The organism is Stieleria sp. (genome assembly GCF_041595215.1).
Taxonomy (GTDB): domain Bacteria; phylum Planctomycetota; class Planctomycetia; order Pirellulales; family Pirellulaceae; genus Stieleria; species Stieleria magnilauensis.
The window spans coordinates 1-5,533 of sequence record NZ_JBFHKV010000542.1; the positions used below are offsets into that span (position 1 = coordinate 1).

Sequence of the window (5,533 nt, forward strand, 5' to 3'; positions counted from 1 at the left end):
CGGTAGTGGACGAGGCGACGAGTCCTTGCCAAGATGCCGACTGCAGAGGACTCGTCGCCTCGTCCACTACCGGAAAGTCGCCTCGTCCACTACCGGAAAGTCAATCGTAGCCAGGGCGCTAGGGGCTTGTGGACGTTGTTGAGGGGACGACCGACAGGATCTGCTCGGGCGCGATGACGACCAGGTAGTGATTGCGTCCGTCTTCGATCGTGACGCTGTGTCGTTGCGGCGGGGCGAACGACTGGCCGGTGAAAGCCAAGGGCGACAATTGGATCTCCTGGGTTCCGACCGGCAGCTCGGCGCGGAGGACTTGGATTTCTCGTGGCAGCAAGCCCCAGCAACGGGTGTCGGCCTTTTCCGTGGCACTCCAGGCGTTGATCGCCGCGAATTCGAACGCCGCGGCCGCGTTGCCGCTGAGTCCGAGTGATTGGGCGGTGGCTACGACACTGGCCTCTTTGAGCACCCGCCGCGCGACGGCACGGGCGATCGTCCACGGCATTTCGGCTTCGACCTTTTCCGCCGCCAATTGCCCGATGTCGGTGATCGTTTGCGTCGCGCCGAGCAGTTGCCCGCCGAACGAAACCCCGATCGCCGCGAGGTCGCAGGGCGGGATTTCGACTTGCGGAACTTTCACACTGACCACGTTGGGCAGCACCGGTTCGTCGTCATCGCCCTGTTCGTGATTGTGGATCGATCGCAACAAAGTCGATGCGATTTGCAGTGACGTGGTGGTCGTCGGCGCGACCGTCTCCACCAGCTTTGGTCCGTGGCCGACCATCGCAAACACGTACAGCACGCCGTGGCCTGCGGCACTGTGGGCACCGCGATTGGCTCTGGCGATATCGTCGGCCGCCGGAGCGAATTCGGGTTGAATGCTGCTGACGAGTCGAAAGGCGCGCTCGGCGTCGTCGTAGTTCTGGTGCGTGGCCTCGCGCAGTGTGCCTTGCAGATAAGGTGCCAGCGCGAGTTGTTGCTTGGGCGTTGGAGAATCTGCGTCTTCGGCTTGCCGGTTCAATTCGGCTTGGCGGGTTTGGGCCTGCAAACAATAGGCTTCGGCGTCGGTAGCATCGCCGGCCAGGGAGCAGATCGCCAACATCGACCGCAACAGGACTTGTTCGTAGCCGGCCAACTGAAACGGCCGGACCCGATCATCGACCGCCAACGAGGCGGCGTCGTTGACCGGCGCAGTGTCGGGCAACGCGTCGAAGTGGTCGCGGAGTTCACGCATCCGAGACTCGGCCGCGGAGACGTCACCACGCGCCAGTTCGACCATCGCCAGATCCAGCTGGCTTTGGTGCCGGGTCCGTTTGGGACCCTCGGCCAGTTCGCTCAGTAGCTTGTCGGCCGATTCGAGATCGCCCAAGGCAAACGCGTCTCGGGCTTGCCCGATCGAGACCTTGTTGGATCGACAGCCCGATGAGACGACGAGGACGGCAAGGACTAAGATCGCTGCCAGTGGGGCTCGCCGTCGGTTTGCTCGAGCAGCTGAGACGCAGCGCTGCACGTTCACCCGTCGGCCTGATCGAAGATGCCGTAGTTCCACCATTTGCCGGCGCGTGATTTCGAGTATCCCTTGCGGATCTTGGCGGACTCTTTCAAGAAGTCACCGGTGTGCACGTTGACCATTTCCAACGTCAGCGTGTAGTCCCGCTGGCTGGTTTTGTTGCGGTCCGTGGTTCCGGTGGTGATGTTGGCGAACAGTAAGTAGTCGACCGGGGTGCCCGCTTTGCCCAAGACGGCGGCGAAGGCCTCGCGGTTGGCGGGCAGGAACAAGGCATCGGGCCGCAGTCGTGTTTCGCGGAGTGCGGTTTGGACCATCCGCCGGCTGATGCCACGAAAATCGGCATTCGAGTTGATCTGGGAATCGATCTGTTCGTAGAGCTGTTCTTTGAAATCGCCCAATTCTTCGGCGCTTTTGTTTTCGATTCCGACAAAGCAGACGCTGGCCGGCCCGCCGCTGAGGGTGGATGGGACGATGACGCCGTCGAGGGAAAGGTCGGATTGCGATTCAAACGCCACCGGCTGGACGGTGGGGGGGCAGCGGGAGAGCAGTTTGGCGACCGATTCTTCCACCAGCGGATTCCACGTCGCGGCGCCGGCGGCGTGGCTGCCGACCAGATCCTTGTCGTCGCTGGCTAGCAAATGCCCGTATTGTCGACCGGCACATCCCGACGTTGCGGTCAGAATCGCGGCCAAGACGACCGCGGCGGCGGCTTTGGAAGCCCGCCGCGATGGGGTGGTAGGTTGCATGCTGAGTTGATTTGCTGGGGGCGTTTGGTCGCGATGCACTTTGGAAATCCCGTTTTCGGGGCCAGAAATGCCATCGGGGCCAAGAAAATTCGCTTGAGGCGACTTGTCCGATAGTCTGGACCTATCAAAATGTGCGTCCGCCGGACCAGATGGATCCGCTGCCGAGGTCTGTTGCCAAGCGATTTTGCGAGGCGGCAAACGCAGCGGGAACCGTCACTCCGGCGGCGCCCTGTCACTATCGGCACCGCAAGGTCCGCTGGTTGACCTGTTGCGGCCGTAAATTTTCTGACGCGTCGATGCCCGACAGGCCTAACATCCCCAGTTACCCACGCTTTACGTCATCGTGGCCTGTCGGTTATGAATCCCCTGACGGAAGCCCGCTCCCCATTTTTCTTCGCATTTCCGGTTTCATCTATGAGTGTCGCTCTCGCCGTTCCATCGGTCGCCAGTTCCGAAATCGTGTCCACGATTTCCCCCACCGCGGCTGAGAATCGACCCCATGACCGGTCGGAATCGCCGCTGACCACCATTCCCGTCGCAGCGGACGACGATGACGACGACGATCTGGACGACGACGACGACGATGATGATGAGGACGGCTTCGGCGACGACGATGCAAATACCGACGAAGTCGACGACGGCTTCAACGACGGGCTCGACGAAGACGACGATCTGGATGACTTCGACGACATCGACGAAGACGACTTCGATGATGACTTCGACGACGATTTCGAAGAAGAATTGAACGACGATTACGAAATCGAGATCGATGACGAAATCAGCGACGAGTTCGGTTTGAGCACCGGCAAAGACGAAGACGAAGAAGAAGACGTCGATCTGGAAGATTTCGACGATTTCGAAAACATTTGAGGCGGTGGCGCGGCCATCGAGAAGAAGACCCACGGATAGCAGCGCGAACCCACCGATGACAGGGTGCAAAAAATCCGTGGGTTCGCGCTGCCATCCGTGGGCCCAGTGATCGGCTCATCGTTCGGCATTCTAAAATCACTTGACGCCCATGCCGGGCAGCAGGGAGACGGCGTCAACGCGGCGATTCTTTCAAAAACGCCGATCGCCCCAGCCCACGCAGTCCTTGATGCATCTGCTGGTGCGTTGCTTCGTCTTTGAACAGCCACAGGATCCGCGTGCGAGTGTTCTGTGGCTTTGGCGGCACCGGGGCGTAACCGTCGGTAAAAATGATCAGCCCGTCGTAGTCGCGGTGTTGGTCGATGTAGTCAATGACCGGGGCGAAATTGGTTCCCCCACGACCGCTGACTTCAAACGCGCTGCGGGCCCGACGCAGCGTCAGCGGTTCACACCGGACGTCTTCGTCGAACCAGATCACGTCGACCGATTCGACACCGTAGCGAAAGAAGTGGCTGACGACGGAAAAGCCCAGTTGCAGATCGCGGTGCCCCATCGATCCGGAGACATCGACGGCAAACAACAGTTTGGTCGTGAAGTCGTAGCGGCTGCCCATCTGCGCAAACCCATAGCGTCGACTCGGTTTCATCCGCGTCAGACGCCGACGCACCGAGAGCACGCTTTGGCGAAAGTTGCGCAGCACACCGCGATAGTCTAGTTTTGGATGCAGGGTCGCCATCAACTGCTCTTTGGCCTGTCCGCCGACTGTGCCCCAGCCATCGGATTCGGCGGCTTCGCGGACCGCGGCGTTGATCTCGTCCCGCTTCAGATCGTCGTTGTCCCACTGGGTCGTGTTTTCCATGCCGACCTGATCGGGATCGCTGTAGGCGTCCAGTGTGCTCGCCGCGTCGTCGGCCCCGTTCGATGGGCCGTCCGCCTCCTCCGAAGCGTTTGTTTCTGAATCATTCGTTTCTGAATCGTCGTCCTGGGGCGGATCCGCACCGTCGTCGGAGGATTCCTGGTTCGACGGATCGTTGTTCGATGAATCCGCTGCGGCTTGATCCTCGGGATCGTCCTCTGGCGGTTCGTCGTGGGTGGCCCGCTCGGCGAGTTCCCGGTAATAGAATTCGAAGTACTGATTGTCAAAACGATCGTCGCCCCAAAGGTCGCGGGGCCGCGGGATCGGCAATTTGGTACGCAGACATTCCTGCACGGTCAGATTGCTCGCCTGGTACGACAATTCGGCCTTCGGTTGCTGTCTGGCGTAGGGATGGCCCAGCAGGATTCGCATCGCTTCGAACCCCAGCACGGATCGCAGCTGGTCGCGTCGCAGCGAACGGATAAAGTCCGGGTTGAATTCGATCTTGCCGCGTCCGACACGAATCGTTGCCAGACCCGGTCGCTCGACGACGTCGTGCATCGTCCAGGCGGCAAACAATAACGGTTCAGTGAGAAACCAGCTTTCCACCACCTGTGTGATCCGCTCGCGAGCGCTCGACTTGACGAACGACTGACTCATTCGATCCGAATGCCTTCCATGTAGCCGGTCAACAATTCGGTCAGCTCGATCGATTCGGAAATGAACTCCATCACGGATTCGAACTTGGGTTTGCCGAGCATCGAAACCAGATGGGCGACGGCTTCATCGAGTTTTCGTTTTCGCAACAGATTCAAGTAGCTCAGCAAGCCCGAGCGAGCTTTGTCGTCTCGGACGGCCGGGCATTTTCCGCTGCTGATCCAAACGAGAATCTGTTCGTTGAGCAACAGCAATTCGCCGAGCGACATTTTGCCCAGCGTCTTGCGTTGTTTACTGAACTCCAGCAGAACGTCGGCCGGGGTCACGGGCAGCGGAGTTGCCAGGCTGCGGCGGAAGGCGTTGGCGGAGGTCGATCCCACGATTCCGGCGATCAGTTTGATGTGATCGGCATCGAGGCGTTCGATCGGTTCGATCAGTTTCGAGACCCGTGCCCAACCGCGTCGATCCGGCGTCTTGACCAGCCCCGAGAGCGTCTGGTCGGATTCGTCGCCGATCCCGTGTCCATCGAGGAACTGGGGCTGTTTTTGGATGAAGCTGGTGATCCGGGCGTCGACGTTTTCACGCTCGGCCCACAACAGCCAGTCTTCGACCGTCGGGGCAAATTCGTACAGATTGAATCGCGAGACCAATGCCGGGTCCAAGTCGGTCAATTGGTATTCGTCGCCTTCGTTCACCGCCGAAACGATCACGCTGCCGGCGGGCAAGCGTTTGCCCGCCAAGGTTTTGTTGAGGGCCAATTCCATGACCGATTGCAGAATCTCTGGGCGTGCGCGATTGAGTTCATCGAGGAACAGCACAATCGGCTGGTCGTCCTGGGGCCACCAGAACGGCGGCAGAAACTCGCTGCGGCCGGTGTGCTCGTCCTTGTGCAGCAGGCCGATC

At 60.3% G+C, this 5,533-nt stretch carries 5 protein-coding genes; 1 reads left to right on the forward strand and 4 read right to left on the reverse strand.

Annotated features, from left to right (window positions below):
- Window positions 1-118: 118 nt before the first annotated feature.
- Complete coding sequence (locus ABX749_RS19650) at window positions 119-1,363, reverse strand: hypothetical protein (protein ID WP_372897465.1); 1,245 nt, start codon at window positions 1,361-1,363, stop codon at window positions 119-121.
- A gap of 143 nt (window positions 1,364-1,506) precedes the next feature.
- Complete coding sequence (locus ABX749_RS19655) at window positions 1,507-2,250, reverse strand: penicillin-binding protein activator LpoB (RefSeq protein WP_372897466.1); 744 nt, start codon at window positions 2,248-2,250, stop codon at window positions 1,507-1,509.
- 414 nt (window positions 2,251-2,664) lie between these two features.
- Here ABX749_RS19655 and ABX749_RS19660 point away from each other — a divergent pair, with 414 nt between their 5' ends.
- Window positions 2,665-3,120, forward strand: a complete 456-nt coding sequence (locus ABX749_RS19660) for a hypothetical protein (RefSeq protein WP_372897467.1) — start codon at window positions 2,665-2,667, stop codon at window positions 3,118-3,120.
- 172 nt (window positions 3,121-3,292) lie between these two features.
- On the opposite strand, the gene ABX749_RS19665 is transcribed toward ABX749_RS19660, so the two are convergent.
- Window positions 3,293-4,633: a VWA-like domain-containing protein gene (locus ABX749_RS19665; protein ID WP_372897468.1), complete on the reverse strand. Its 1,341-nt coding sequence runs from the start codon at window positions 4,631-4,633 to the stop codon at window positions 3,293-3,295.
- Window positions 4,630-5,533, reverse strand: a 904-nt coding sequence (locus tag ABX749_RS19670; protein WP_372897469.1) for an AAA family ATPase, incomplete at its 5' end; no start/stop codon positions are given. The genes ABX749_RS19665 and ABX749_RS19670, both read right to left, overlap by 4 nt.